Origin of the sequence: Enterobacter cloacae complex sp. ESBL7 (assembly GCF_041679625.1) — a bacterium.
GTDB lineage: Bacteria > Pseudomonadota > Gammaproteobacteria > Enterobacterales > Enterobacteriaceae > Enterobacter > Enterobacter asburiae_B.
This window is the reverse complement of record NZ_JBGORN010000001.1, coordinates 1,816,018-1,841,367: the sequence shown is the minus strand read 5'-3', so window position 1 is coordinate 1,841,367 and position 25,350 is coordinate 1,816,018. Positions and strand designations below refer to the sequence as shown.

27 protein-coding genes are annotated in these 25,350 nt (G+C 52.7%); 13 read left to right on the top strand and 14 right to left on the bottom strand.

Translation table 11 applies throughout. From position 1 onward, the window contains the following. Positions 1–50: 50 nt before the first annotated feature. On the bottom strand, positions 51–464 hold the full coding sequence (gene hns / locus ACERY3_RS09040; protein WP_008502781.1) for a histone-like nucleoid-structuring protein H-NS: 414 nt from the start codon (positions 462–464) through the stop codon (positions 51–53). 549 nt (positions 465–1,013) lie between these two features. On the opposite strand from hns, the gene tdk reads away from it, so the two are divergent. Next, complete coding sequence (gene tdk, locus ACERY3_RS09035; protein WP_058841338.1) at positions 1,014–1,628, top strand: thymidine kinase; 615 nt, start codon at positions 1,014–1,016, stop codon at positions 1,626–1,628. Positions 1,629–1,693: 65 nt separating this feature from the next. Here the strand turns inward: tdk and adhE are convergent, their stop codons facing one another. Continuing rightward, positions 1,694–4,372, bottom strand: coding sequence for a bifunctional acetaldehyde-CoA/alcohol dehydrogenase (adhE, locus tag ACERY3_RS09030; RefSeq protein ID WP_023312099.1), 2,679 nt, complete (start codon positions 4,370–4,372; stop codon positions 1,694–1,696). 478 nt (positions 4,373–4,850) lie between these two features. Between adhE and ACERY3_RS09025 the strand changes: the two genes are divergently transcribed. The 7 genes from ACERY3_RS09025 (at position 4,851) to ACERY3_RS08995 (ending at position 12,738) form a co-directional block, all read left to right on the top strand. Beyond that, positions 4,851–5,498 carry a YchE family NAAT transporter gene (locus ACERY3_RS09025; protein WP_023312098.1) on the top strand — a complete coding sequence of 216 codons (648 nt, stop codon included), beginning with the start codon at positions 4,851–4,853 and terminating at the stop codon, positions 5,496–5,498. Positions 5,499–6,268: 770 nt separating this feature from the next. Next, complete coding sequence (gene oppA / locus ACERY3_RS09020) at positions 6,269–7,900, top strand: oligopeptide ABC transporter substrate-binding protein OppA (RefSeq protein WP_033145757.1); 1,632 nt, start codon at positions 6,269–6,271, stop codon at positions 7,898–7,900. A gap of 84 nt (positions 7,901–7,984) precedes the next feature. Beyond that, positions 7,985–8,905 (top strand): oligopeptide ABC transporter permease OppB, encoded by a 921-nt coding sequence (gene oppB, locus ACERY3_RS09015; protein WP_008502786.1) that lies wholly within the window; start codon positions 7,985–7,987, stop codon positions 8,903–8,905. Between the two features lie 14 nt (positions 8,906–8,919). Then, entirely contained in the window at positions 8,920–9,828 is a 909-nt protein-coding gene (oppC, locus tag ACERY3_RS09010; protein WP_023312096.1) for an oligopeptide ABC transporter permease OppC, read from the top strand. A gap of 11 nt (positions 9,829–9,839) precedes the next feature. After that, a complete protein-coding gene (locus tag ACERY3_RS09005) occupies positions 9,840–10,853 on the top strand; it encodes an ABC transporter ATP-binding protein (protein WP_058841337.1) in 1,014 nt (337 codons plus the stop codon). Next, positions 10,850–11,854: a murein tripeptide/oligopeptide ABC transporter ATP-binding protein OppF gene (gene oppF / locus ACERY3_RS09000; protein ID WP_023312094.1), complete on the top strand. Its 1,005-nt coding sequence runs from the start codon at positions 10,850–10,852 to the stop codon at positions 11,852–11,854. Before ACERY3_RS09005 ends, oppF begins: the two co-directional genes overlap by 4 nt. Before the next feature lie 14 nt (positions 11,855–11,868). Beyond that, entirely contained in the window at positions 11,869–12,738 is an 870-nt protein-coding gene (locus tag ACERY3_RS08995; protein ID WP_058841336.1) for an ion transporter, read from the top strand. A gap of 31 nt (positions 12,739–12,769) precedes the next feature. On the opposite strand, the gene ACERY3_RS08990 is transcribed toward ACERY3_RS08995, so the two are convergent. Continuing rightward, positions 12,770–13,099: an HI1450 family dsDNA-mimic protein gene (locus tag ACERY3_RS08990; protein WP_006810881.1), complete on the bottom strand. Its 330-nt coding sequence runs from the start codon at positions 13,097–13,099 to the stop codon at positions 12,770–12,772. Between the two features lie 33 nt (positions 13,100–13,132). Beyond that, on the bottom strand, positions 13,133–14,593 hold the full coding sequence (gene cls, locus ACERY3_RS08985; protein ID WP_029741729.1) for a cardiolipin synthase: 1,461 nt from the start codon (positions 14,591–14,593) through the stop codon (positions 13,133–13,135). A gap of 144 nt (positions 14,594–14,737) precedes the next feature. Between cls and ACERY3_RS08980 the strand changes: the two genes are divergently transcribed. The 3 genes from ACERY3_RS08980 (at position 14,738) to ACERY3_RS08970 (ending at position 16,704) form a co-directional block, all read left to right on the top strand. Further along, complete coding sequence (locus tag ACERY3_RS08980) at positions 14,738–14,911, top strand: YciY family protein (RefSeq protein WP_086379783.1); 174 nt, start codon at positions 14,738–14,740, stop codon at positions 14,909–14,911. Between the two features lie 109 nt (positions 14,912–15,020). Then, the gene (gene leuE / locus ACERY3_RS08975; protein WP_023312092.1) at positions 15,021–15,656 is read left to right on the top strand and encodes a leucine efflux protein LeuE; all 636 of its coding nucleotides are present in this window, start codon (positions 15,021–15,023) and stop codon (positions 15,654–15,656) included. A 94-nt stretch (positions 15,657–15,750) separates the two neighbouring features. Continuing rightward, positions 15,751–16,704, top strand: coding sequence for a helix-turn-helix domain-containing GNAT family N-acetyltransferase (locus ACERY3_RS08970; RefSeq protein WP_058841308.1), 954 nt, complete (start codon positions 15,751–15,753; stop codon positions 16,702–16,704). A 41-nt stretch (positions 16,705–16,745) separates the two neighbouring features. Here the strand turns inward: ACERY3_RS08970 and ACERY3_RS08965 are convergent, their stop codons facing one another. Continuing rightward, the gene (locus ACERY3_RS08965; RefSeq protein WP_029741731.1) at positions 16,746–17,042 is read right to left on the bottom strand and encodes a YciI family protein; all 297 of its coding nucleotides are present in this window, start codon (positions 17,040–17,042) and stop codon (positions 16,746–16,748) included. Positions 17,043–17,262: 220 nt separating this feature from the next. On the opposite strand from ACERY3_RS08965, the gene tonB reads away from it, so the two are divergent. Then, positions 17,263–17,985, top strand: a complete 723-nt coding sequence (gene tonB, locus ACERY3_RS08960) for a TonB system transport protein TonB (RefSeq protein ID WP_058841307.1) — start codon at positions 17,263–17,265, stop codon at positions 17,983–17,985. Positions 17,986–18,024: 39 nt separating this feature from the next. On the opposite strand, the gene yciA is transcribed toward tonB, so the two are convergent. The 4 genes from yciA to ACERY3_RS08940 form a co-directional block, all read right to left on the bottom strand. After that, complete coding sequence (gene yciA / locus ACERY3_RS08955; protein ID WP_008502796.1) at positions 18,025–18,420, bottom strand: acyl-CoA thioester hydrolase YciA; 396 nt, start codon at positions 18,418–18,420, stop codon at positions 18,025–18,027. A gap of 104 nt (positions 18,421–18,524) precedes the next feature. Beyond that, a complete protein-coding gene (locus ACERY3_RS08950) occupies positions 18,525–19,064 on the bottom strand; it encodes a septation protein A (protein WP_025756566.1) in 540 nt (179 codons plus the stop codon). Between the two features lie 56 nt (positions 19,065–19,120). After that, positions 19,121–19,864 carry a YciC family protein gene (locus ACERY3_RS08945; protein WP_058841306.1) on the bottom strand — a complete coding sequence of 248 codons (744 nt, stop codon included), beginning with the start codon at positions 19,862–19,864 and terminating at the stop codon, positions 19,121–19,123. Positions 19,865–19,889: 25 nt separating this feature from the next. Next, positions 19,890–20,294: a YkgJ family cysteine cluster protein gene (locus ACERY3_RS08940; RefSeq protein ID WP_058841305.1), complete on the bottom strand. Its 405-nt coding sequence runs from the start codon at positions 20,292–20,294 to the stop codon at positions 19,890–19,892. Positions 20,295–20,576: 282 nt separating this feature from the next. On the opposite strand from ACERY3_RS08940, the gene ompW reads away from it, so the two are divergent. Then, positions 20,577–21,209, top strand: a complete 633-nt coding sequence (gene ompW / locus ACERY3_RS08935) for an outer membrane protein OmpW (protein ID WP_058841304.1) — start codon at positions 20,577–20,579, stop codon at positions 21,207–21,209. Between the two features lie 46 nt (positions 21,210–21,255). Here the strand turns inward: ompW and ACERY3_RS08930 are convergent, their stop codons facing one another. The 5 genes from ACERY3_RS08930 to trpB all read right to left on the bottom strand — a co-directional run bounded on the left by ACERY3_RS08930 (position 21,256) and on the right by trpB (position 25,345). Continuing rightward, entirely contained in the window at positions 21,256–21,594 is a 339-nt protein-coding gene (locus ACERY3_RS08930) for a hypothetical protein (RefSeq protein WP_058841303.1), read from the bottom strand. A 126-nt stretch (positions 21,595–21,720) separates the two neighbouring features. Continuing rightward, the gene (gene yedF / locus ACERY3_RS08925) at positions 21,721–21,954 is read right to left on the bottom strand and encodes a sulfurtransferase-like selenium metabolism protein YedF (RefSeq protein ID WP_003856774.1); all 234 of its coding nucleotides are present in this window, start codon (positions 21,952–21,954) and stop codon (positions 21,721–21,723) included. Further along, complete coding sequence (gene yedE, locus ACERY3_RS08920; protein WP_058841302.1) at positions 21,951–23,162, bottom strand: selenium metabolism membrane protein YedE/FdhT; 1,212 nt, start codon at positions 23,160–23,162, stop codon at positions 21,951–21,953. The genes yedF and yedE overlap by 4 nt, the downstream gene beginning before the upstream one ends. 180 nt (positions 23,163–23,342) lie before the next feature. Continuing rightward, positions 23,343–24,152: a tryptophan synthase subunit alpha gene (gene trpA / locus ACERY3_RS08915; protein WP_373225492.1), complete on the bottom strand. Its 810-nt coding sequence runs from the start codon at positions 24,150–24,152 to the stop codon at positions 23,343–23,345. Beyond that, positions 24,152–25,345 (bottom strand): tryptophan synthase subunit beta, encoded by a 1,194-nt coding sequence (trpB, locus tag ACERY3_RS08910; protein WP_373225491.1) that lies wholly within the window; start codon positions 25,343–25,345, stop codon positions 24,152–24,154. The genes trpA and trpB overlap by 1 nt, the downstream gene beginning before the upstream one ends. Positions 25,346–25,350: the final 5 nt, after the last annotated feature.

Genomic DNA, 25,350 nt, shown 5'->3' with positions numbered 1-25,350 from the left:
AGGTTAAAAAAAATCCCGCATTACGCGGGATTTTTCTGAATACGGCTGGATTAATCCTTGATCAGGAAGTCGTCCAGCTGTTTACCTTGTTCGTCCATGGCTTTCTTGATAACAGCAGGAGTGCGGCCCTGGCCAGTCCAGGTTTTAGTTTCGCCGTTCTCGTCAACGTAGCTATATTTAGCAGGACGAGCAGCACGCTTGGCTTTAGTACCGGTTTTAGCTGCAGCCATGCTGTTCAGCAATTCATTTGGATCGATACCATCAGCAATCAGCATTTCACGATATTGCTGCAGTTTACGAGTACGTTCTTCGATTTCAGCGGCAGCTGCGCTTTCTTCTTCACGACGTTCATTAACTACAACTTCTAATTTTTCCAGCATTTCTTCAAGCGTTTCGAGGGTGCATTCTCTTGCCTGCGCACGAAGAGTACGGATGTTGTTCAGAATTTTAAGTGCTTCGCTCATTGTAGTAATCTCAAACTTATAATGGGGGGTGGTTTGTTGACCTAATAATAGAGCCATAAATTCAGTTGTGCAATAGCCAGGAATGTAAGGAATTCAAAAAATACTAAATAATGCCGCTATTATTAATTACGCTAACTTAAATTTCATCACCCAACAGTCTCGTTTGTTATCAGCTAACCCTGCTGGACCCGGTCGATTGCCTCTTTTTTTTGTGACATTTACCGCAGGAATTATAGTTGCGGCGGAGAAATATCAGCCTTTTGTATTAGTTCCCCACCGTGATGTTAAGACTGAAATAGTTAATAAATAGTGAATTTTAATGAACAGCGATTCCACTATAAAAAGCAGTGTTATGTTTGGCTAAACATATAACATATTGGCCAGGCTGAAGGCGTTTACTTCATGTTTTAGCGGGTTATTTTCATGAAAAGAAGGTTGTGAACTCCGCGCTGAAACGCTTCCTCTGTGTGCTACATCGCTGATGACCAGACAAATTATGGTACAATGAATCATCGGGAATATTACACATTGATTGGGGTTTTACGGCCAATGGCACAACTTTATTTCTACTATTCGGCAATGAATGCCGGGAAATCCACCGCGTTGCTGCAATCCTCGTACAATTACCAGGAGCGCGGGATGCGTAGCGTTGTTTATACGGCTGAAATTGACGATCGCTTTGGCGCAGGGAAGGTGAGCTCCAGAATAGGGCTCTCGTCGCCTGCCAGACTGTTTAACCCGAAAACCGATCTGTTTGAGGACATTCGTACAGAACATGCTTTGCAGCCCATTCACTGTGTTCTGGTAGATGAGAGCCAGTTTCTGACGCGTGAACAGGTTCATGCCCTTTCAGAGGTGGTTGATGAGCTCGATATTCCCGTGCTGTGTTACGGCCTGCGTACGGATTTCCGCGGTGAGCTCTTTGCTGGTAGCCAGTATTTGCTCGCCTGGTCGGATAAGCTTGTTGAATTGAAAACAATCTGCTTCTGCGGTCGCAAAGCCAGCATGGTGCTTCGTCTCGACCAGGCCGGGAAACCTTATGCAGATGGCGAGCAGGTGGTTATAGGCGGTAATGAACGCTATGTTTCAGTCTGTCGTAAGCATTATAAAGAAGCGTTGTCTGTAGGCTCGCTGACGGCGCTTCAGCACGACAACAGGAAATAACGCCGGCCTTGTTATACAGACATAAAAAAACCCGCCATAAAGGCGGGTTTTTCATCTGCTGCTAATTAAGCGCTTTTCTTCGCTTTCTTATCAGCTTTGATGACAGGAACTTCTGTTTTCACAGCGGCAACGTCACCTTCTTTGAACTCACGACCGTAGAAGGTATCCAGCAGAATCTGTTTCAGCTCGGAGATCAGTGGGTAGCGCGGGTTAGCACCAGTACACTGGTCATCGAATGCATCTTCAGACAGCTTATCTACATGAGCGAGGAAGTCAGCTTCCTGAACGCCTGCTTCACGGATAGATTTAGGAATACCCAGCTCAGCTTTCAGGCTTTCCAGCCATGCCAGCAGTTTCTCAATCTTCGCAGCTGTGCGGTCACCCGGTGCGCTCAGACCAAGGTGGTCTGCGATTTCAGCGTAACGACGACGCGCTTGCGGACGGTCATACTGGCTGAAAGCAGTCTGCTTGGTTGGGTTGTCGTTAGCGTTATAACGGATAACGTTGCTGATCAACAGGGCGTTCGCCAGACCGTGAGGAATGTGGAACTGAGAACCCAGCTTGTGCGCCATAGAGTGGCAAACACCCAGGAAGGCGTTCGCAAACGCGATACCGGCGATGGTAGCTGCACTGTGAACGCGTTCACGTGCTACCGGGTTTTTAGACCCTTCGTTGTAGGACGCTGGCAGGTTTTCCTTCAGCAGTTTCAGAGCCTGCAGAGCCTGACCGTCAGAGAACTCAGATGCCAGCACAGAAACGTAAGCTTCCAGGGCGTGAGTTACCGCATCCAGACCACCGAACGCACACAGTGATTTCGGCATCTCCATGACCAGGTTCGCATCAACGATAGCCATGTCTGGGGTCAGTGCATAGTCAGCCAGTGGGTATTTCTGACCTGTTGCATCGTCCGTTACTACTGCGAATGGCGTAACTTCTGAACCGGTACCGGAAGTGGTGGTTACCGCGATCATTTTCGCTTTTACGCCCATTTTCGGGAACTTGTAGATACGTTTACGGATGTCCATAAAGCGCAGCGCCAGTTCTTCGAAGTGGGTTTCAGGATGCTCGTACATGACCCACATGATTTTCGCGGCGTCCATTGGGGAACCGCCGCCCAGAGCGATAATCACATCTGGTTTGAAGGAGTTAGCCAGCTCAGCACCTTTACGCACCACGCTCAGGGTAGGGTCAGCTTCAACTTCAAAGAACACTTCAGTTTCAACGCCAGCCGCTTTCAGTACAGAGGTGATCTGGTCAGCGTAGCCGTTGTTGAACAGGAAACGGTCAGTCACGATGAGCGCACGTTTGTGGCCATCAGTAATCACTTCATCCAGCGCGATTGGCAGAGAGCCACGGCGGAAGTAGATAGATTTCGGAAGTTTGTGCCACAACATGTTTTCAGCTCGCTTAGCAACGGTTTTCTTGTTGATCAGGTGTTTTGGACCAACGTTTTCAGAGATGGAGTTACCACCCCAGGAACCACAACCCAGAGTCAGGGAAGGTGCGAGTTTAAAGTTGTACAGGTCACCGATACCACCCTGAGAAGCAGGGGTGTTAATCAGGATACGTGCAGTTTTCATCATCTGACCGAAGTGGGCAACGCGTTCTGGCTGGTTGTCCTGGTCGGTGTACAGACAAGACGTGTGACCGATACCGCCCATGGCAACCAGTTTCTCGGCTTTCTCTACCGCGTCTTCGAAATCTTTCGCACGGTACATGGCAAGCGTTGGAGACAGTTTTTCATGTGCAAACGGCTCGCTTTCGTCAACAACTTTCACTTCACCGATCAGGATTTTGGTTGTTGCCGGAACGGTAAAGCCTGCGAGTTCAGCAATTTTGTAAGCCGGCTGACCCACGATAGCAGCGTTCAACGCGCCATTTTTCAGAATAATGTCCTGAACTGCTTTCAGCTCTTTGCCCTGCAGCAGGTAGCCGCCGTGGCTGGCGAAACGTTCACGAACAGCGTCGTACACGGAATCAACAACAACAACAGACTGTTCAGATGCACAGATCACGCCGTTATCGAAGGTTTTAGACATCAGTACAGACGCAACGGCACGTTTGATGTCAGCAGTTTCGTCGATAACAACAGGGGTGTTACCGGCGCCCACACCGATCGCTGGTTTACCGGAGCTGTATGCGGCTTTAACCATGCCAGGACCACCGGTCGCCAGGATCAGGTTAATGTCCGGGTGATGCATCAGCGCATTGGAGAGCTCAACAGAAGGTTGGTCGATCCAGCCGATCAGATCTTTTGGTGCGCCAGCAGCGATCGCCGCCTGCAGGACGATATCCGCAGCTTTGTTGGTCGCGTCTTTCGCACGTGGGTGTGGAGAGAAGATGATTGCGTTACGGGTCTTCAGGCTAATCAGTGATTTGAAGATAGCCGTAGACGTTGGGTTAGTTGTCGGAACAATACCGCAGATGATGCCGATAGGTTCAGCGATGGTGATGGTACCGAAGGTGTCGTCTTCGGACAGCACGCCACAGGTTTTCTCATCTTTATAGGCGTTGTAGATATACTCGGAAGCAAAGTGGTTTTTGATCACTTTATCTTCCACGATACCCATGCCGGATTCGGCAACGGCCATTTTAGCGAGAGGGATTCGAGCATCTGCAGCAGCCAGTGCGGCCGCGCGGAAGATTTTATCAACCTGTTCTTGGGTGAAATTGGCATATTCACGCTGGGCTTTTTTAACGCGCTCGACGAGGGCGTTCAGTTCAGCGATATTAGTAACAGCCATAATGCTCTCCTGATAATGTTTAAACTCTTTTAGTAAACCAGCGCTCGATACGTCACACAGTATAGACAGAGCCGATACGACTTGCGTAACGCAAAGTAAAACAAAGAGTTACTTTCTGCGTCAGCACACTAATTTACTAAAAGAGCCTTACCTTAGCATCATCCCTTTTTGTCAGGTGATCTCCCTGGGGGCGTAACCAAGATTACTCACTTCTGAGTACGGAAATCATGATCTGCGTCAATTCTCCCCCAAGCTGATACCTTTCAGCAGGGTTATTTCGTTGAGATTTTTCAAGTGTTAAATAATTACGTAAGTAATGGAAGCGACGCTATCATTGATTATACATATGTTTAACATCCTGAAATGATAACGTTTTGCCACAGATTTCGAGTGAAGTATGCTAATAAAAAGGGTATCTTCAGCGCGATTTCTCATGACAAAGTGTCAGTCCCGGGCAAGTGTATAAGCGGAGCAAAACGTGATCCAAACGCTCTTTGATTTTCCAACGTATTTTAAATTTTTTATTGGTTTGTTTGCCCTGGTCAACCCGGTGGGGATCATTCCTGTCTTTATTAGTATGACGAGTTACCAGACGGCGGCGGCGAGGAATAAGACCAACCTCACCGCTAACCTGTCAGTGGCTATCATATTGCTCACCTCCCTTTTTCTTGGGGACGCCATTCTCCAGCTCTTCGGTATTTCAATTGACTCTTTCCGCATAGCGGGTGGGATTCTGGTCGTGACCATCGCCATGTCCATGATCAGCGGTAAGCTGGGCGAGGATAAACAGAATAAGCAGGAGAAGTCAGAAACCGCCATCCGCGAGAGTATTGGCGTGGTGCCGCTGGCCTTACCGCTCATGGCTGGCCCAGGCGCCATCAGTTCAACCATTGTCTGGGGCACGCGTTACCATAGCCTGATGCACCTGATTGGCTTTTCCGTTGCCATTGCGCTTTTCGCACTCTGCTGTTGGGGAGTATTCCGCATGGCGCCCTGGCTGGTGCGCCTGCTGGGGCAGACGGGCATTAACGTCATAACGCGTATTATGGGGCTGCTGTTGATGGCGTTAGGGATAGAATTCATCGTTACAGGAATTAAAAGCATTTTCCCCGGTTTGCTGCACTGATATTTCGTATGAAAGAACGGAGCCACGGCTCCGTTTTTTTACGTCATTATCAGTAAATCCTATAACTAAAGTTGAAATGCTCACATATCATAATAAATTCTACTAATAATGTTCATTGCTTGTATTTCAATGAGTTATTAATTCCCGCCAAACCCGCCTGCGCAGAAAACCTTCGATCGATCTGTTATTTTACTCACATGATACTCTGGGGCTTGCTGAGAGATAACCGAAATGATATTAGTAAATTCAACATTCCCCTAGATGAATGTGCTAAATAATAACCAGTTGTTAAATTTTTGTACAAAATCACTCGATGATAGCGCAGCGACGCGCGTGTAGAGAGAATTTTCTCTATCTTATTGAATATCATAATTTTTAAGTGGTATTCGATGTCCGGCAGGGCTGCCCTCAACGATGCGGTACTCACCGTAAAAGAGAATTGCTTAACAAATTTGCAAAATGTATTGGCGCGCGTTTACGCCATTTGATACTTTCCGGCCTAATATTTTGCAGCATAAAACAAGCAGATGAGAATTATTTTCATATGGTTCTCTTCTCAGATATCCAGTGCAGGTCTCAAACAGGGGAGGCCTGTAAAGAATCGACGCAAGACGGCCATACGAGCGGTCAGTAATAAAAAAGTCGGTGATAGCAAGCAGTAAAAGAAGAACCTGACAGCAGCAAAAAAAACTCCTGCGCTGTACAGGCCCCAAAAGGGGATTACACAGCTGGCGAAGGCCAGTCATTATAATGAGTGGAGTACCAACACAATGTCCATCATCACAAAAAAAAATCTGGTAGCAGCGGGGATTTTAACTGCGCTAATCGCGGGCAACGCTGCAATGGCTGCGGACGTTCCTGCAGGTGTTCAACTGGCGGAGAAACAGACGCTGGTGCGTAACAACGGTGCGGAAGTTCAGTCTCTTGACCCGCACAAAATTGAAGGTGTTCCTGAGTCTAACGTTAACCGCGACCTGTTCGAAGGCCTGCTGGTGACAGACGTAGACGGCCACCCGGCGCCGGGTGTTGCAGAAAAATGGGAAAACAAAGATTTCAAAGTCTGGACCTTCCATCTGCGTAAAGATGCGAAATGGTCCGACGGTACACCGGTCACGGCCGAAGATTTCGTTTATAGCTGGCAGCGTCTGGCGAATCCAACCACCGCCTCTCCGTATGCGAGCTACCTGCAATATGGCCACATCGCCAATATTGATGACATCATCGCGGGCAAAAAACCTGTTACCGACCTGGGCGTAAAAGCGATCGATGCCAATACCTTTGAAGTGACGTTGAGCGAACCTGTTCCGTACTTCTATAAGCTGCTGGTTCACCCGTCCGTCTCCCCGGTACCAAAATCCGCCGTGGAAAAATTTGGTGAGAAATGGACGCAGCCTGCCAATATCGTGACCAACGGTGCCTATAAGCTGAAAGACTGGGTGGTCAACGAACGTATGGTGCTTGACCGTAACCCGCAGTATTGGGATAACGCGAAAACCGTTATTGACCAGGTGACCTACCTGCCAATTTCGTCCGAAGTGACTGACGTTAACCGCTATCGCAGCGGTGAAATCGACATGACCTATAACAACATGCCGATTGAACTGTTCCAGAAACTGAAAAAAGAGATCCCTAAAGAAGTTCACGTCGATCCGTACCTGTGCACCTATTACTATGAAATCAACAACCAGAAAGCACCGTTTACCGACGTACGTGTTCGTACCGCGCTGAAGCTGGCACTGGATCGCGATATCATCGTGAACAAAGTGAAAAACCAGGGCGATCTGCCGGCGTACAGCTATACCCCTCCATACACCGATGGCGCAAAACTGACCGAGCCAGAGTGGTTTAAACAGACTCAGGAACAGCGTAACGCAGAAGCGAAGAAACTGCTGGCCGAAGCGGGCTACACCGCAGATAAGCCGCTGACCTTCAGCCTGTTGTACAACACTTCCGATCTCCACAAAAAACTGGCTATCGCCGTTGCCTCAATCTGGAAAAAGAACCTGGGCGCGAACGTGAAGCTGGAAAACCAGGAGTGGAAAACCTTCCTCGACAGCCGTCATCAGGGCACCTTTGATGTGGCACGAGCTGGCTGGTGTGCGGACTATAACGAACCGACCTCCTTCCTGAACACCATGCTGAGCGACAGCTCGAACAACACCGCGCACTATAAGAGCCCGGCGTTCGACAAGCTGATTGGCGACACGCTGAAAACCACTGACGAAGCGCAGCGTACAGAACTGTACTCTAAAGCCGAGCAGCAGCTGGATAAAGATTCCGCGATCGTTCCGGTTTACTACTACGTTAACGCCCGTCTGGTGAAACCGTGGGTAGGTGGATATACCGGTAAAGACCCGATGGATAATATCTACGTTAAAAACTTGTATATTATCAAGCATTAATGGCAATGAGTGGGGCGGGCATGCTCGCCCCACGGTGTCTAACCAACGTCACATAATATAGGCACACGCCAGAAGGTACGGGCAATGTTGAAATTTATCCTACGTCGCTGTCTTGAAGCGATTCCAACGCTATTTATTCTCATCACGATTTCCTTCTTCATGATGCGTCTTGCGCCGGGCAGTCCATTTACCGGTGAGCGTACGCTACCGCCTGAAGTTATGGCGAATATCGAAGCGAAATACCACTTGAACGATCCTATCTCCACCCAGTACTTCAATTACCTGAAGCAGCTGGCCCACGGCGATTTTGGACCGTCATTTAAATATAAAGACTATTCCGTTAACGACCTGGTCGCGTCCAGCTTCCCGGTTTCGGCTAAGTTGGGTGCTGCGGCATTTATTCTGGCCATCGTTTTCGGGGTCACCGCGGGTGTCATCGCCGCGCTCAGACAAAATACCAAATGGGATTATGCCGTAATGGGGGTGGCAATGACCGGGGTAGTGATACCCAGCTTCGTTGTCGCGCCATTACTGGTGATGATATTTGCCATCACGCTGAAGTGGCTGCCTGGCGGCGGCTGGAACGGCGGGGCATTGAAGTTCATGATTTTGCCAATGGTGGCATTATCGCTGGCGTACATCGCCAGTATCGCGCGTATCACCCGTGGTTCAATGATCGAAGTGCTGCACTCGAACTTCATTCGTACCGCGCGCGCTAAAGGGCTGCCGATGCGTCGGATTATCTTCCGCCACGCGCTCAAACCGGCGCTGTTGCCCGTGCTTTCCTACATGGGACCGGCATTCGTCGGGATCATCACTGGCTCTATGGTTATCGAAACAATCTACGGTCTGCCTGGCATTGGTCAGCTGTTCGTTAACGGCGCGCTCAACCGCGACTATTCGCTGGTGCTGAGCCTGACCATTCTCGTCGGTGCGCTGACCATTCTCTTTAACGCTATCGTCGATGTGCTGTATGCCGTCATCGATCCGAAAATTCGTTACTAACGCTGGAGCACGCCATGATGTTGAGTAAGAAAAACAGCGAGGCGCTGGAAAACTTCAGTGAAAAACTGGAAGTAGAAGGTCGTAGCCTCTGGCAGGACGCGCGCCGTCGCTTTATGCACAACCGTGCAGCGGTTGCCAGTCTGGTTGTTCTGGTGATCATCGCGCTGTTTGTGACCCTGGCGCCGATGCTGTCGCAATTTACCTATTTCGACACCGACTGGGGCATGATGTCCAGCGCGCCGGATATGGAATCAGGCCACTATTTTGGCACGGACTCCTCGGGACGCGATCTGCTGGTGCGTGTCGCTATCGGTGGCCGTATCTCGCTGATGGTCGGTATTGCTGCCGCGCTGGTGGCGGTGATCGTGGGTACGCTCTACGGTTCACTTTCCGGCTACCTCGGCGGCAAAATAGACTCGGTAATGATGCGTCTGCTGGAAATCCTGAACTCCTTCCCGTTTATGTTCTTCGTCATCCTGCTGGTGACCTTCTTCGGCCAGAATATCCTGCTGATCTTCGTGGCCATCGGGATGGTTTCCTGGCTGGATATGGCGCGTATTGTTCGCGGCCAGACGCTGAGCCTCAAACGCAAAGAGTTTATCGAAGCCGCGCAGGTAGGCGGTGTGTCCACCGGGAATATCGTGGTTCGCCATATCGTTCCTAACGTGCTGGGCGTGGTGGTGGTTTATGCCTCACTGCTGGTACCAAGCATGATCCTGTTCGAATCTTTCCTGAGCTTCCTGGGTCTGGGTACACAAGAGCCACTGAGCAGCTGGGGCGCGCTGCTGAGCGATGGCGCAAACTCGATGGAAGTTTCACCGTGGCTGCTGCTTTATCCGGCGGGTTTCCTGGTCGTCACCCTGTTTTGTTTTAACTTTATCGGCGATGGCCTGCGTGATGCCCTCGACCCGAAAGACCGTTAAGGAGCGCCGTCATGACAATTATTGAAACGGCCACTGCGCCACAGGTGCAACAGCAGAATAATCTTCTGCTGGATGTGAAAGACCTCCGCGTGACCTTTAAAACGCCGGACGGGGATGTTACCGCCGTCAACGATCTCAACTTCAACCTGCGCGCGGGTGAAACGCTGGGGATCGTGGGGGAATCTGGTTCCGGAAAATCCCAGACCGCTTTTGCGCTGATGGGCCTGCTGGCTGCTAACGGCGTGATTGACGGCTCCGCTAAATTCAACGGTCGCGAAATCCTCAACCTGCCGGAACACGAGCTGAACAAGCTGCGCGCTGAGCAGATCTCGATGATTTTCCAGGATCCTATGACCTCGCTGAACCCGTATATGCGCGTAGGCGAGCAGCTGATGGAAGTCCTGATGCTGCACAAAGGCCTGGGCAAAGCGGAGGCCTTTGAAGAGTCGGTCAAAATGCTGGATGCGGTGAAAATGCCGGAAGCGCGCAAGCGTATGCGCATGTTCCCGCACGAGTTTTCTGGCGGTATGCGTCAGCGCGTGATGATTGCGATGGCGCTGCTGTGCCGGCCAAAGCTGCTGATTGCCGATGAACCTACCACCGCGCTGGACGTTACCGTTCAGGCGCAGATCATGACCCTGTTGAACGAGCTGAAGCGCGAGTTCAACACGGCGATTATCATGATCACTCACGACCTGGGCGTGGTGGCGGGCATCTGTGACAAAGTGCTGGTGATGTACGCCGGTCGAACCATGGAATACGGCAAAGCGCGCGATGTCTTCTATCAGCCTGCGCACCCGTATTCGATTGGTCTGCTGAACGCGGTGCCGCGTCTTGATGCGGAAGGGGAATCCCTGCTTACCATTCCGGGCAACCCGCCAAACCTGCTGCGTCTGCCGAAAGGCTGTCCGTTCCAGCCGCGCTGCCCGCACGCGATGGAAATCTGCAACAGCGCTCCGCCGCTGGAAGAGTTTGCACCAGGCCGTCTGCGCGCCTGCTTTAAGCCGCAGGAGGAGCTGGTATGAACGCATTAGATGAAAAACGCAACGTGCTGCTCGAAATCGCCGATCTTAAAGTGCATTTCGACATCAAAGACGGCAAACAGTGGTTCTGGCAGCCGCCGAAGACCCTGAAAGCGGTGGACGGCGTCACGCTGCGCCTGTACGAAGGGGAAACCCTGGGCGTGGTGGGAGAGTCCGGCTGCGGTAAATCGACCTTTGCGCGAGCCATTATCGGTCTGGTCAAAGCCACCGACGGTAAAGTGGCCTGGCTGGGTAAAGATCTGCTGGGCATGAAGCCCGACGAGTGGCGTGAGGTGCGCAGCGATATCCAGATGATTTTCCAGGATCCGCTGGCATCATTAAACCCGCGTATGACCATCGGCGAGATTATTGCCGAGCCGCTGCGGACCTATCATCCAAAGATGTCTCGTCAGGAAGTGCGCGACCGCGTGAAGGCGATGATGATGAAAGTCGGCCTGTTGCCAAACCTCATCAACCGCTATCCGCATGAGTTCTCCGGCGGTCAGTGCCAGCGTATTGGTATTGCCCGTGCGCTGATCCTCGAACCGAAGCTGATTATCTGCGATGAGCCGGTTTCCGCGCTGGACGTCTCCATTCAGGCGCAGGTGGTTAACCTGCTGCAGAAGCTGCAGCGCGAAATGGGGCTGTCGCTGATCTTCATCGCGCATGACCTGGCCGTGGTGAAACACATTTCTGACCGCGTGCTGGTGATGTATCTGGGGCATGCCGTGGAGCTGGGCACCTATGACGAGGTGTACCACAATCCATTGCACCCTTACACCAGAGCGCTAATGTCCGCGGTGCCGATCCCCGATCCCGATTTGGAGAAAAATAAAACCATCCAGCTTCTGGAAGGGGAATTACCCTCGCCGATTAACCCACCGTCAGGCTGCGTCTTCCGCACGCGCTGCCCGATGGCCGGGCCGGAATGTGCTAAAACGAGACCGGTTCTGGAAGGCAGTTTCCGACATGCGGTTTCCTGCCTGAAAGTAGACCCGTTATAATCGCAAGGGCTGACATGATGTCAGCCCTTATTTTTTGCGAGGTAACTGTGTCGCGTATATTCACGTCAGCCCGTCGGCGGCTATATCATTTTTTATTCGACCCTGAAACGGTTTCAGGGCGACGCTTTGAAGGTCTGTGCGGTTTATTTGCGCTCCTCAGCGTGGTAGTCATCTTTATTGAATCGGGTGCCGGGACGCAATACCACCTGACGTTTGACGAATGGCATATCTTTGTCTGGCTTGAGCTGGCGATTACCCTGGTTTTTACCGCTGAATATCTCCTCCGGGTAATAGCCTGGCCCAACCCGGCCAGATATGTTTTCAGCTTCTGGGGATTTATCGATTTAGCCACCATCCTGCCGCTCTATGTCATGTGGCTTTGGCCGGAGATTAGCCTGAGCTATGTCTTTGCCTGGCGCGCGATGCGCGTGATTCGGGTATTACGTATTCTGAAATTGCTGCGTTTTATGCCGTCATTACGCGTGTTCTGGAGTGCGATCGTCAGCGCCCGCCATCAGCTTATTTTGTTCTACTCGTTTATTGCCATCGTCATGATTGTTTTTGGCGCGCTGATGTATTTAATAGAAGGGCCCAAATATGGCTTTACGACGCTCAATGCGTCCGTCTACTGGGCCATTGTGACCGTCACCACCGTGGGCTACGGAGATATTACGCCCCATACGCCACTGGGGCGCATCGTGGCGTCCGTGCTGATTTTGATTGGCTATTCGGTAATTGCGATCCCGACGGGACTGATTACCACACACATGAGCAGCGCGTTTCAGAGCCGCAAGCAGCAGCGCAAGTGTCCTCATTGCCAGCAGGGCGAACATGAACACGACGCGCGGTTTTGTCACCGCTGCGGCAGTGAATTGCCGGAGTAAATAAAAAAGGCTGCAATCGCAGCCTTTTTTATTATTCGCGCCAGAGAATATGGCACAGCTTGTGGTCTTTCTCGCGACAGAGCAGGACGCGAGCGAATATATCGTTAATTTCGCCGCCGTCTTCATCGGCCAGCCCAATCACCACTTCGGCAAAGAAGTCAGGATTCAGGTCGAAATCCACATGCTCAGCCCAGTCTTCTGAAGGGTCGAACAATTCAGCGCCGCCGCGCTCTTCGAACTGCAGATTGAAGAGGATCACGTCTGCGGGATCGAGATTATCAACCGCCAGTTCGAGAAAAATGTCATAGGCCTGCTCGAGCGTTTCGTCTTCGGTCAGGCGATTGTTCAGATCCATTTCCATGATGACTACCTGTTTAACATCGTTGGGCACGTTTTACAGCAACGGACTAAAGAAGTAAAACAGTCGTTCGGCAATTCTCTGCCACATCGGACGTTTTACCCACAGTCTGGCATCCAGCAGCCGCGAGCGGGAGATATAATCATCCTGCACCGCTGCAAGGTCGCCGCCAAAGCCGGCATCATCAATGACCAGCGTGATTTCAAAGTTTAGCCACAGGCTGCGCATATCCAGGTTGACCGTTCCCACCAGGCTCAGCTCACCGTCGACGAGAACGCTCTTGGTGTGGAGCAATCCGCCTTCAAACTGGTAAATTTTTACCCCTGCGGCCAGCAGTTCGCTAAAGAATGCCCGGCTGGCCCAGCCCACCAGTAGGGAGTCATTTTTGCGTGGCAAAATGATGCTCACATCGACACCGCGCTGCGCGGCGGTACAGATCGCGTGCAGGAGGTCGTCGCTGGGGACAAAGTAGGGCGTCGTCATGATCAGATATTCACGCGCCGAGTAGGTTGCTGTCAGCAGCGCCTGATGGATTAAGTCCTCCGGGAAGCCCGGCCCGGAAGCAATGGTATGAATGGTGTGACCGCTGGCCTCTTCAAACGGCATAATATTGCCGTCCGGCGGTGGCGGCAGGATACGCTTGCCGGTTTCTATTTCCCAGTCGCAGGAATAAACGATGCCCATCGAGGTGGCAATCGGCCCCTCCATTCGCGCCATCAAATCAACCCATTGACCTACGCCCGAGTCCTGTTTGAAGAAGCGCGGGTCAACCATATTCATGCTGCCGGTGTAGGCAATATAGTTATCGATCATGATCATTTTGCGATGCTGACGGAGATCCATCCTGCGCAGAAACACGCGCAGGAGATTCACCTTAAGCGCTTCAACCACTTCGATCCCGGCATTACGCATCATGCCCGCCCAGGGGCTACGGAAAAATGCCACGCTACCCGCGGAGTCAAGCATCAGGCGGCAGTGAATGCCCCGCCGTGCGGCGGCCATCAGCGACTCAGCGACCTGGTCAGCCATCCCGCCGGGCTGCCAGATATAAAAAACCATCTCGATATTATGACGGGCCAGCTGAATATCGCGGATTAACGCCTGCATGACGTCGTCGGATGAGGTCAGCAGCTGCAGTTGATTGCCCTTAACGCCGCCAATCCCCTGACGGCGCTCGCACAGCTTAAACAGTGAGGAGGCGACGCTGCTGTTCTCCTCGGCAAAGATATGTTTGCAGGCTTTAAGGTCGTTCAGCCACTTCGCGGTGGAGGGCCACATAGCGCGGGCCCGCTCGGCGCGGCGTTTACCCAGATGAAGCTCACCGAAAGAGAGATAGGCAATAATTCCCACCAGCGGGAGGATATAAATGATCAGAAGCCAGGCCATGGCAGAGGGTACGGCTCTGCGCTTCATCAGGATGCGTAATGTCACACCCGCGATTAACAGCCAGTATCCCAAAATGACCAGCCAACTCACCACGGTGTAGAAGGTTGTCATAGGTAAAAAAATCCTTTTGAAAGCGTATTGTTATGAGTGTACGCATCAGGATTCATCTGGCAAATAAAAACGCCAGGTAAAAGCGCTGGTTTGCTGCCGGGTTGGGTTTATAATGGCGACTCTGTAAGTTAAAGAGTTGTAGACATGAAGCGCAGTAGAACAGAAGTAGGGCGCTGGCGCATGTTGCGACAGGTGAGTCGTCGCAAGGCTCGTTGGCTGGAAGCACAATCCCGCCGCAATATGCGTATTCACGCCATCAGAAAATGTGGATTGACCAGGCACCGCAATGCGTTGCTGTTCGCAGTCCAGGATATCTGAAACCATGAGGGCACCGTAACGGGTGCCCGCTGATTTTATAGCGTCTGATTTTTTAGGAATAGCGTATTTGCAGAGATATTCCTGTTGTGTTTAGCAAAAGGAGGGAGAAGTGTTTGCGGAGTTTGGCGTACTGAATTTCTGGACGTATGTTGTCGGCGCATTTTTTATCGTGCTGGTGCCAGGGCCGAATACCCTGTTTGTGCTAAAAACCGGGATCGGTCACGGCGTTAAAAAAGGGTATCTTGCCGCCACGGGCGTATTTATCGGCGATGCGGTGCTGATGTTTCTGGCCTGGGCGGGCGTCGCGGCATTAATCCAGACCACGCCGGTACTGTTTAATATCGTGCGCTATCTTGGGGCTTTCTATCTGCTCTGGCTGGGGGGCAAAATGCTCTGGTCAGTGGTGAACCGCCAGAAAAACGCGCATGAGAGCGGCCCCGAACCGGCCAGTATGATCATGAAACGTTCGCTGGTGTTAAGCCTGACTAACCCCAAAGCGATTCTGTTCTACGTATCGTTCTTCGTTCAGTTCATTGACGTGAATGCGCAGAGCACCGGAACTTCTTTCCTGATCCTCGCGACGACGCTGGAATTAATAAGCTTTATGTATATGAGCTTCCTGATCTTCTCAGGCGCGTTTGTCACGCGTTATCTGAAAACGAAAAAGAAACTGGCAAAGCTGGGGAACGGGCTGATAGGGCTGCTGTTTGTCGGGTTTGCGGCGAGGTTGGCGTCGCTGCATTGATGGTTTGAAAGGCTCCTGAGGGAGCCTTTTTTATTATGTTTGACAACCCCTCATTGGTTAGTTGTATAGTGCAACTAAATGATGAGGGCACAACATGCACAGCGAAACCCCGGTAGTCAGTGTTATTCGACGTTCCTCGCGCCTGATGGTGCGGGAGTTAGGCTTTATGTCCTCGACCCTGGCCTCAACGAATTACTCACCTTCGGCCGTCCATTCCCTGGTCGAAATAGCCCTACGCAAAGAGATGACGGCGAGTCAGCTGGTGCAGCTGCTGGGCCTGGATAAATCCAGCGTCAGCCGGATGCTGGCTCGCCTGATTGCCGCGGGCGAACTCGAGGAAGTTACTTCACCTGAAGATGCGAGAGCGAAGAGTCTCAGGCTGACCGCGAAAGGTCATGAGACGGTCAGTAAAATTAATACCTTTAGCAATGAGCGCGTGGTCTCAGCAATAAAGAGTCTGGCTCCTGCGCAGCAGCAGACCATTTCTCAGGGACTTTCCCTTTATGCCAACGCGCTGCTGGCGTGCCGTGAGACAGGCAGCGACACGCGCCCCGACGAGCTCACGATAGTGCAGGGATATATTCCCGGCATGATTGGCCGTGTCGCGGAGATGCACGGGGTCTATTACGCGCGCGAGCACCATTTTGGCCGTTTTTTTGAGGCCAAAGTGGCCGCAGGGGTTGCAGAATTTAGTGACCGCCTGGATAAGCCATGCAACCAGATCTGGCTGGCGGTGATGAACAGCAGGATAGTGGGGTCAGTGGCGATAGATGGCGAGGATTTAGCCCCGGGTGAAGCCCATCTGCGCTGGTTTATTCTCGACGATGGCTGCCGGGGACACGGGGTGGGGAAAAAACTGCTGACCGAAGCGATGCGCTTTTGCGACAGCGTAGGTTTCTCTGCCGTGCATCTCTGGACATTCAATAAGCTGACCGCCGCACGACGTTTATACGAATCGTTTGGATTTACGCTCGTTAAAGAGTGGGAGGGCGATCAGTGGGGAACCCTTATAACGGAGCAGCAGTTTACCCGGCGCAGAGACGCGTAACTTCCACCATAAAAAAGGCTCCTTTCGGAGCCGCTTTGGTTTCAGAACACTTTCTTATACGGTCGAACCGTCACTTTCGCATACACACCTGCGGCAACATACGGATCTGCGTCAGCCCAAGCCTGAGCGCTTTCCTGAGATTCAAACTCAGCAATCACTGTGGAACCGGCAAAACCGGCGGCGCCCGGATCGTTGCTGTCTACTGCAGGCATTGGGCCGGCGGTCAGTAAACGGCCTTCATCCTGGAGCAGCTGCAAACGTGCCAGATGCGCAGGGCGCACAGCCTGGCGTTTTTCGAGCGAATCAGCAACATCTTCAGAGTAAATCACGTAAAACACGGCGAAGCTCCTTAACCGGTAAAAGTGTCAGTTACGTTATGTGAAAGGGCAAACGACTGCAATGTAAAATAAAAACAATGTTAATACCCTGATCTGAATGCGCCTTTTTTGGCCTCACATGCGCTAAAGTTGCGCCAGAACAAAGTGTCTTATTGAATATGATTGCTATTTGCATTTAAAATCAGTGTTCGGTTTTTTAACGTTGATGATTATGACTTCGATGACCCTTGATTTACCTCGCCGCTTCCCCTGGCCGACGCTGCTTTCTGTCGTGATTCACGGTGCTGTTGTGGCGGGTTTGCTGTATACCTCGGTTCATCAGGTTATTGAAATGCCCGCGCCCGCGCAGCCGATTTCGGTGACGATGGTATCGCCAGCGGATCTCGAACCGCCGCAGGCTGCACCTCCGCCACCGCAGCCGGTGGCTGAACCTGAGCCAGAGCCCGAGCCTGTTCCGCCGCCACCGAAGGAAGCGCCGGTGGTGATCCACAAGCCTGAACCGAAGCCAAAACCTAAGCCGAAGCCAAAACCGGTGAAGAAGGTCGAGGAGCGTCCGAAACGCGAGGAACGTCCGGTTGAACCACGTGCGACCCAGACGGTCGAGAATGCGGCGCCTTCGCGTCCGGTGATGAATAACACCGCAACCGCGCCTAAGCCGACAGTCAGTGCCCCTGCGGGCCCGCGCGCGCTGAGTCGCAACCAGCCTCAGTATCCGGCGCGAGCGCAGGCCTTACGTATTGAAGGCCGCGTACGGGTTAAATTTGACGTCACTGCCGATGGCCGCGTGGATAACGTGGAAATCTTGTCCGCTCAGCCTTCCAATATGTTTGAGCGCGAAGTGAAATCGGCGATGCGCAGATGGCGCTATGAAGCCGGAAAACCGGGCAGCGGACTGATTGTGAATATTGTTTTCCGCCTGAACGGCGGGGCGCAGATGGAATAAAAAAAGCCTCCTGATGGAGGCTTTTTTTTTGCCTGTCAATCAGGCCTGCGGAAGTTGACGAGGTTTTCCCTCGCTATCCACTGCAACATAAATAAACAGCGCTTCAGTGGCCTTATAACGCTGCCCAATGGGTTCAGAAGAGACTTTCTTAACCCACACTTCGATGTTGATTGAAATAGAGGTATTGCCGCGTTTGACGCAGCGCGCGTAGCAGCAAACCACATCTCCCACCGCAACCGGGCGCAGGAAGGTCATGCCGTCCACTCGCACAGTCACCACGCGCCCGTGGGCAATCTCTTTTGCCAGAATTGCGCCGCCCATATCCATCTGCGACATCAGCCAGCCGCCAAAAATATCGCCATTGGCATTGGTGTCAGCGGGCATTGCCAGTGTGCGTAAAACCAGTTCGCCCTGCGGGGCGTTAGTTGTTGTCATTGTTTTAACTCGTAACGGAAGACTTCAGGCGGGATGCTACTATGATTTCACAGCGGAGAGAATAGACCAGAACGCCTGTCATAGACGTTCTGGTCAGTCATTAATCAGTGCTTGTCGTCCTGCGGCATGTGGCGATAGATGTATACGCCGCTTAACAGCGTGAAGATAAGCGTCAGCGCGGTCAGGCCGAAGACCTTGAAGTTGACCCAGATATTCTGCGGCAGCCAGAAGGCAATATAGATATTGGCAAGACCACAGAGAATAAAGAAGACCGCCCAGGCGATATTCAGACGGGACCAGACTTCCTGAGGCAGCGTCAGCTCTTTGCCCAGCATGCGCTGGATCAGCGGCTTTTTCATCACCCACTGGCTAATTAACAATGCGCCCGCAAACAGCGCGTAAATAACGGTCACTTTCCACTTAATAAATTCATCGTTATGGAAGAACAGCGTCAGCCCGCCGAATACGGCGACCAGGACGAAGGTAACCAGCGCCATTTTTTCGACTTTACGATAGCGAACCCAGCTGTAGATCAGAACAACAGCCGTTGCAACGATCAGCGCAGTGGTCGCGGCATAAATATCGTACAGCTTATAAAAAGCAAAAAAGACCACGAGCGGTAAAAAATCAAGAAACTGCTTCATTCTGTGATTCCATCTTCTGAGCGGGGCGGGAGGCAGCGATGCCACCCGCCTCAGGATTACTGACGAATTAACATATACAGGCGGAACTGATAGACCAGCAGTACCGCTGAAATCAGATTGCTCAGCGTATTCGCCACTACCGCGCCAACGTTCGGCGTTAATACCGCAAAATTCGGTGCAAACAACAGCAGGAGCGTTTTGGCGAGCAGCCAGCCGATCACGGCGGGAGCCACCAGACGCATATTAGCCCATGCCAGTCTGATGCTGCTGCGCATCGCGGTAAAAATCCCCATTTTATCCTGCACCACCATCACAGGCGCAAATGAGAGCACGATAGCCAGTAATACGCCCGGCACCACGACCAGCATAATCCCCATTTGCACCAGCATGGTGGTTAAAAAGATCAGAATAAACAGCTTAGGTAAGACTGGCGCACTCGCACCAATCGCCCGTAAGGCGCTGACCCGGTGACCCGCCGAGACCAGCTGAATCATCAGCAAAACGCCGCCCGCCAGAACCGCATTACCGATCAGGCCCGAGAACGTGGATGCGGCAGACGCCCGCAGCAGAATTTGCTGCTGCTCCGGCGTCATGTTTTGCACCAGTTCAAACAGCCCCACGCTTCCGGCAAGATGGTCGCCCTGGCTCAGGCTGGCAATCTGTTCTTCACTCGGTGAGAAGGCATGGCCCAGCACCACCGTGATAAAGGCACATAGCAACGCGATCAGTAAAAAGGTTATGAACTGATTGCGGAAAAAGTTTCCCGTGTCACGGTAGACAGACTTCGCCGTGATAGACATGCACTCTCCTTGAGTATTGCAGGTGTTAATTAGCCGGCAATTGTACACCGGATGCACCTGCTGTGGCAGCATCAAGGCTTGTATGGAAAAGCATATCTTTGTAAAGCGGCGGTAATCCAACGCGCGCCCGGGCGCGATTACAGGCTTCGTTGACCTGCCCATCTTCCCCCGACATGGCAAATTCCCGGCACGGGCTGGGCCGATCCTCATAGATAGAACATCGGGTAGAGACCCCGGGCTCACCCTGTAGCGCGACGCAGCGCACCTGCTTTTGGTTTGTGCCGCTCATGCAGCGCAGAAAGGGCGTTAACGGCTCAGTAAGATGAACCGGAACGGTACCGCCGCCATCGCTGGCTTCGGCCCAGTAGAAAGAGACTCGAAAATACGCACAACAGGCTCCGCACGTCATGCACGGGTTGATATCACTCATGGCACACCTGCAAAAGAAGAACGCATCAAATCAACTTGTGAGAGCGATAAATTATCCAGCCGTCAGAGGAAGAGCAAGAGGGGAAAAAGGGAAAATTTTGTAACCGTGAAATGCCAAAAATTGACATGGAAACAACTTATCGCTTTTGGATGCGTAACAAAAAATTAATCCAGATCAATGAATGTTAAGTTACTGGTTTTAATGTGATCTGTAGCAGATCACTTATTACTCATTTGTGAGTATATTCTCATCCGCGATTAAAACCACAACGATGGAGCGGATATGAAAAAATTAGCGGTGGCAGCCCTTGTATTAAGCAGTCTCTCTGGCGGCGCGTATGCGCATGAAGCAGGCGAATTCTTTATTCGTGCCGGTTCGGCTACGGTTCGCCCGACTGAAGGATCGGATAACGTGCTGGGTATGGGCGGTTTTAACGTCAGTAATAATACCCAGTTAGGGTTAACGTTCACCTATATGGCGACGGAAAACGTTGGTGTTGAGCTTCTGGCTGCAACGCCGTTCCGTCATCGCGTGGGCCTGGGCGCAACCGGTGATATCGCTACGGTTCACCATTTACCGCCAACGCTGATGGCGCAATGGTACTTTGGCGATGCCAGCAGCAAGGTGCGTCCTTATATTGGCGCCGGTGTGAACTACACCACCTTCTTTGACGAGAAGTTTAACGATACCGGTAAAGAGGCCGGTCTGACTGACCTCAGCCTGAAAGATTCATGGGGTATGGCGGGACAGGTCGGTCTGGACTATCTGATTAACCGCGACTGGCTGATTAACGCCTCGGTCTGGTACATGGATATTGATACGGACGTACGCTTCAAGGCGGGCGGTCAGCAGCAAAGTATCGATACTCGCCTGGATCCGTGGGTGTTTATGTTCTCTGCGGGTTATCGTTTCTGATCGCCCGTCAAACTGGCCACAGGGTGGCCAGTTTGCTTTGCTCACTTCAAAACGACGGATAAACCGGCCGCTCATCAAGCTTTACGCAGTGCCTCAGGATATTTTCCCCATCATATAAATAGCTGAAAGCGTCGCTGGACAGGGAATGGAAAAGAATATCGCCGTTGGCAAACGGGATAATTTCGGTATCTCCCGCACGTTTATGTCCCGCACCGGTTTCAAAATGACCTTGCCATCTTTCCTGGGTATGGTCATAAACGTGCAGAATGATCTCGACAAGTCCTCTTTGCGGACAATTAAGGCGCAGGAAGGTTGAAGAGAAATTCAGGGACAGCGCATGGAAGGGAATCAATAAGGCGAAAATCAGTAAAGCTCGTAAATACATCAAACCGCGAAAACCTCCTTCAAAAGGGAAGTGAGATTTTACTTAAGTCAAAAATCGCGTTTTTGCCGTGGATCAAGATGTCTTATAATTCAATGCGATAAAGGCCCCTCGCGAGGCCCTTAGCGATCATTTTTGAATCAAATAGCGAATGGTCGGGCCATCCTGCTGGATATCCAGCACCGTGTAGCCGTGGTTTTTCGCATCCAGCGGAATGTTGTTGATGGACTGCGGACAGTCGCTGACCACTTCCAGAATTTCCCCTTTTTTGAGCTGCGGTAGGGCTTCAAGCGTGGCAACAGCCGGATAAGGGCAGGGTTCACCGACCATATCCAGACGGTAATCGGGCACGATCTCTTTCATGCAGCATTCTCCTGGGTTTCTGTTTTAACACTCGCGCGACGGAAGAAGCGTTTCTCCTGCGCGATAACCAGTAAAAAAGCGACCAGCAGTAGGGCATAGGTGACCAGCAGGCCGCCGAGAGGGCCGAAGGTGCTCAGCAGGTTGACCTTGTCCCAGCTCGTGGCAAGCGCCGGGGACAGATCGTCCCAGAAGTACGCCAGGATCGTCGAGCCGATAACATTTCCCAGGCCCACCCACCAGTAATGCACCTGACCTTCAACGGCGCGGTACATCCAGCCGGTTTCACACCCGCCAGCCAGCACTATACCGAAGCCGAACAGCAGGCCGCCAATGAACGCGTTAGGACCGGCCCACATGATTTTCGGTTCAACGCCTAGCTGAACATAGCTGAAGATACCGATGGCGCTGACCGCCATCCCGGCGATAATCGCCTTCGCCATCATTGTGCGGCCGGTGATCCACATATCGCGAAACGCAGAGGTAAAGCAGATCTGCGCGCGTTCAATGAGCAGACCAAAACCCACGCCGAACAGCATCGCCAGGCCGAGTTTGGGCTGATTCATCGCAGTGCAAAGCGCCCAGGCGACCATAGCCATAAAGACCAGCATACCGAGGCGGAAACGACGACGCGCCTGGTCCGGCTTCTGGGTTAACGGAGACGCCGCGCTGACTTTTGTCATTTTCACCGGAATGCGGAACAGCGGCAGCAGGGTAAATTTGGCACCGAAGTAAGAGCCGATGGCCGTGGCGACAGCAAAGAACCAGGCGTGAAGCGAAAACTGAGGAATACCCGTAAAGAAAGCGGCCAGGTTACAGCCCATCGCCAGACGGGCGCCAAATCCGGCAATGATACCGCCGACCACCGCCTGCATTATACGAATACGGCTTTTGGGCATCCGCAACTTAACGTTGTTTGCCCACAGCGCAGCCGCGAAACAGCCGCCGAACATGCCGACGATCATCATCCCGTCGATGCGGGTAAGCGGCGTGCCGTCCAGATGGATGAGTTTAAAGTAACCCCACTCTTCGGTATGCACGCCAGCGAGCTGTAGCAATTGACCACCCCAGCGGGTGAACTCGCCGGTCACGGCCCAGAAGGTGCCGGTAATACCGAAATAGTAGGTAGAGAGAATGCCTGCCGCGATAACGGCCGGAACAGGTGACCAGAACTTAACCAGGTAAGCCTGTTTAAAGGATTGCCATGACATGAATAAGCCTCTGAACTCAGAAGGATTAAAGATAAAAAAGAGTCCAGATCATACGCTTGCACGCCAGAATGGAAAGCCATTCACGCCGAAAATATCGACGGGATCAATTTTGAGGTAATCCGTTGTAGAAGGTGGGGAAGGAAGGGTAACCGTCTGGCAGGAAGCCAGACGGTAGAGAGGTTATGCTTTGCGCGTCGCCGCTTTCATTGCGGTCACAAACGCTTTCAGCTCGGCCAGCATCTGCTCTGGCTTGTCCACGTCCTTCTCGATGATCTTCACAATCGCGGAGCCGGAGATGGCACCAGCCGCCTTCGCGTCAATCGCTGCGGTGACCTGATCCGGGGATGAAATCCCGAACCCCTGCAGCGGAGGCGCGGCATGGTACTCGGCCAGCTTCTCCACCAGATGATGCAGAGGCAACGCCGCTTTATTCTCGGCACCGGTCACGCCCGCGCGGGAGAGCAGGTAGGTATACCCGCGTCCGTAAGAGGCAATCTGGCGCAGCAGTACGTCATCAGCGTTCGGCGGGCAGATGAAAATCGGGGCGACGTTATGACGCATCGCCGCCTGACGGAATGGCGCAGACTCCTCAACCGGCACGTCTGCCACCAGAACGGAGTCGACGCCTACGCGCGCGCACTCGGCATAGAACTCATCAATACCGCGGTTAAAGACCAGGTTGGCGTACATCAGCAGGCCGATCGGAATGGTCGGGTGCTTCTGGCGAATCGCCGCCAGCATCTCGAAGCATTGGGTTGGCGTCACGCCGGAGGCAAATGCGCGCAGCGTTGCGTTCTGGATGGTTGGGCCATCCGCCAGCGGATCAGAGAACGGAATACCCAGCTCCAGCGCGTCGGCGCCGGCTTCAATCAGGGTGTCGATAATCTTCAGCGACTGTTCCGGACCCGGATCGCCCAGGGTGACGAAGGGAACGAACGCGCCTTCCTGGCGGGATTTCAGCTCTGCAAATACGTTATCGTAGCGTTCCATCAGATTTCCCCTCGTGCTTTCAGAATATCGTGAACGGTGAAGATATCTTTGTCACCGCGTCCGGAAAGGTTCACCACCAGCAGCTGCTCTTTTTCCGGGGTTTCTTTCATCATTTTCAGCGCGTGCGCCAGGGCGTGGGAAGACTCCAGCGCCGGGATGATCCCTTCGCTGCGGCACAGCGTTTTAAAGGCTTCCAGCGCTTCGTCATCGGTAATGGAGACATAGTCCGCGCGGCCGGTACTGTTCAGGAACGCATGCTGCGGCCCGACGGACGGGAAGTCGAGGCCGGCAGAAATAGAGTAAGACTCTTCAATCTGGCCCTCATCGGTTTGCATCATCGGGGATTTCATCCCGAAGTAGATCCCCACGCGGCCATGCTTCAGCGGCGCGCCGTGTTCACCCGATTCAATGCCGTGCCCGGCTGGCTCGACGCCAATCAGACCGACGCTGGCGTCGTCGATAAAGTCTGCGAACATGCCGATGGCGTTAGATCCGCCGCCAACGCAGGCGATCACCGCATCCGGCAGACGCCCCTCTTTTTCGAGGATCTGCGCTTTGGTCTCTTCACCGATCATGCGCTGGAATTCGCGCACGATAGTCGGGAACGGGTGCGGGCCCGCCGCGGTACCGAGCATATAGTGCGCGGTTTCATAGCTGCCAGACCAGTCGCGAAGCGCTTCGTTACAGGCATCCTTCAGCGTCGCGGAGCCGCTGTGCACCGGGATCACTTCCGCTCCCATCAGACGCATACGGAAGACGTTCGGAGACTGACGCTCAACGTCTTTCGCTCCCATATAGATGCGGCATTTCAGGCCGAGCAGGGCGCTGGCAAGCGCAGAGGCCACGCCGTGCTGACCTGCACCGGTTTCGGCGATGATTTCGGTTTTGCCCATACGTTTCGCGAGCAGCGCCTGGCCCAGCACCTGGTTAGTTTTATGCGCGCCGCCGTGCAGCAGGTCTTCACGCTTCAGATACAGCGTGGTTTTGGTGCCTTCCGTCAGGTTGCGGCATTTGGTCAGCGCGGTCGGACGACCGGCGTAATTTTTCAGCAGGTCGGTAAATTCCGCCTGAAACGCCGGATCTTTCTGCGCGCTGACAAACGCTTCTTCCAGCTGGCGCAGCGCGGGCATCAGGATTTGCGGGACGTACATCCCGCCGAACTCACCAAAATACGGGTTAAGTAATGTCGTCATCTTCT